At 50.1% G+C, this 2,859-nt stretch carries 2 rRNA genes; both read left to right on the top strand.

Going from position 1 to position 2,859, the window contains the following annotated elements:
- A 23S ribosomal RNA gene (locus D8877_RS12170) occupies positions 1–2,639 on the top strand; the annotation flags it as partial.
- A gap of 116 nt (positions 2,640–2,755) precedes the next feature.
- A 5S ribosomal RNA gene (gene rrf, locus D8877_RS12165) occupies positions 2,756–2,859 on the top strand; the annotation flags it as partial.

The raw sequence follows: 2,859 nt of genomic DNA, 5'->3' as shown, positions 1-2,859 counted from the left end.
AGGGCAAACCGAAGAGTTTACTCTTCGGGGTTGTAGGACTGCAATGTGGACTCAGAATTTATAGAAGAATGACTTGGGAAAGTCAGCCAAAGAGAGTAAGAGCCTCGTATTTTAAATAGATTCTGTACCTAGCAGTATCCTGAGTACGGCGGGACACGTGAAATCCCGTCGGAATCTGGGAGGACCATCTCCCAACCCTAAATACTCCCTAGTGACCGATAGTGAACCAGTACCGTGAGGGAAAGGTGAAAAGCACCCCGGGAGGGGAGTGAAATAGAACCTGAAACCGTGTGCCTACAACAAGTTCGAGCCCGTTNATGGGTGAGAGCGTGCCTTTTGTAGAATGAACCGGCGAGTTACGTTATGATGCGAGGTTAAGTTGAAGAGACGGAGCCGTAGGGAAACCGAGTCTGAATAGGGCGCNTTAGTATCATGATGTAGACCCGAAACCATGTGACCTACCCATGAGCAGGTTGAAGGTGCGGTAAAACGCACTGGAGGACCGAACCAGGGCACGTTGAAAAGTGCTTGGATGACTTGTGGGTAGCGGAGAAATTCCAAACGAACTTGGAGATAGCTGGTTCTCTCCGAAATAGCTTTAGGGCTAGCGTCGACATNAAGATTCTTGGAGGTAGAGCACTGTTTGGGTGAGGGGTCCATCCCGGATTACCAATCTCAGATAAACTCCGAATGCCAATGAATTATGGTCGGCAGTCAGACTGCGAGTGCTAAGATCCGTAGTCGAAAGGGAAACAGCCCAGACCACCAGCTAAGGTCCCAAAATAATTGTTAAGTGGAAAAGGATGTGGGGTTGCACAGACAACTAGGATGTTAGCTTAGAAGCAGCTATTCATTCAAAGAGTGCGTAATAGCTCACTAGTCGAGTGACCCTGCGCCGAAAATGTACCGGGGCTAAAACAATTTACCGAAGCTGTGGATACCTTTTATAGGTATGGTAGGAGAGCGTTCTATGTGTGGAGAAGGTGTACCGTGAGGAGCGCTGGAACGCATAGAAGTGAGAATGCCGGTATGAGTAGCGCAAGACAGGTGAGAATCCTGTCCACCGTAAGACTAAGGTTTCCAGGGGAAGGCTCGTCCGCCCTGGGTTAGTCGGGACCTAAGGAGAGACCGAAAGGTGTATCCGATGGCCAACAGGTTGAGATTCCTGTACTAGAGTATGAAGTGATGGAGGGACGCAGTAGGCTAACTCGTGCGTACGATTGGATGTACGTCTAAGCAGTGAGGCGTGGTATGAGTCAAATGCTTATACCTNTAACGTTGAGCTGTGATGGGGAGCGAAGTTTAGTAGCGAGTGAGTGATGTCACACTGCCAAGAAAAGCTTCTAGCGTTGTATCATACTCTACCCGTACCGCAAACCGACACAGGTAGTCGAGGCGAGTAGCCTCAGGTGAGCGAGAGAACTCTCGTTAAGGAACTCGGCAAAATGACCCCGTAACTTCGGGAGAAGGGGTGCTGACTTTNGTCAGCCGCAGTGAATAGGCCCAAGCAACTGTTTATCAAAAACACAGCTCTCTGCTAAATCGTAAGATGATGTATAGGGGGTGACGCCTGCCCGGTGCTGGAAGGTTAAGAGGAGTGCTTAGCGGTAACGCGAAGGTATGAATTGAAGCCCCAGTAAACGGCGGCCGTAACTATAACGGTCCTAAGGTAGCGAAATTCCTTGTCGGGTAAGTTCCGACCCGCACGAAAGGCGTAATGATTTGGGCACTGTCTCAACGAGAGACTCGGTGAAATTTTAGTACCTGTGAAGATGCAGGTTACCCGCGACAGGACGGAAAGACCCCATGGAGCTTTACTGCAGTTTGATATTGAGTGTCTGTGCCACATGTACAGGATAGGTAGGAGCCTATGAAATCGGGACGCCAGTTTCGATGGAGGCGTTGTTGGGATACTACNCTTGTGTTATGGCCACTCTAACCCGGTAGGTTNATCATCTACGGAGACAGTGTCTGACGGGCAGTTTGACTGGGGCGGTCGCCTCCTAAAAGGTAACGGAGGCGCCCAAAGGTTCCCTCAGACTGGTTGGAAATCAGTCGCAGAGTGTAAAGGTATAAGGGAGCTTGACTGCGAGAGCTACAACTCGAGCAGGGACGAAAGTCGGGCTTAGTGATCCGGTGGTTCCGTATGGAAGGGCCATCGCTCAACGGATAAAAGCTACCCTGGGGATAACAGGCTTATCTCCCCCAAGAGTTCACATCGACGGGGAGGTTTGGCACCTCGATGTCGGCTCGTCGCATCCTGGGGCTGTAGTCGGTCCCAAGGGTTGGGCTGTTCGCCCATTAAAGCGGCACGCGAGCTGGGTTCAGAACGTCGTGAGACAGTTCGGTCCCTATCCGTCGCGGGCGTAGGAAATTTGAGAGGATCTGCTCCTAGTACGAGAGGACCAGAGTGGACTTACCGCTGGTGTACCAGTTGTTCTGCCAAGAGCATCGCTGGGTAGCTATGTAGGGAAGGGATAAACGCTGAAAGCATCTAAGTGTGAAACCCACCTCAAGATGAGATTTCCCATAACGTAAGTTAGTAAGAGCCCTGAGAGAAGATCAGGTTGATAGGTTAGAAGTGGAAGTGTGGTGACACATGGAGCGGACTAATACTAATCGCTCGAGGACTTATCCTAGAATAAGAGCTTCATCAGAGTGCAGCGAATGGTTTAGAGAAATGTGAGATTTGATATTGTATTCAATTTTGAGTTGACAAGGCTTGTCTGAGAGGACAGGAACGTTAATTCAATAGTTAAGTGACGATAGCCTAGGAGATACACCTGTACCCATGCCGAACACAGCAGTTAAGCCCTAGAACGCCGGAAGTAGTTGGGGGTTGCCCCCTGTGAGATATGG

Origin of the sequence: Streptococcus sanguinis (genome assembly GCF_003943735.1) — a bacterium.
In the GTDB taxonomy this organism is placed as follows: domain Bacteria; phylum Bacillota; class Bacilli; order Lactobacillales; family Streptococcaceae; genus Streptococcus; species Streptococcus sanguinis_E.
The sequence above is the reverse complement of the archived record's forward strand: the minus strand, read 5'-3'. Positions and strand labels throughout refer to the sequence as shown.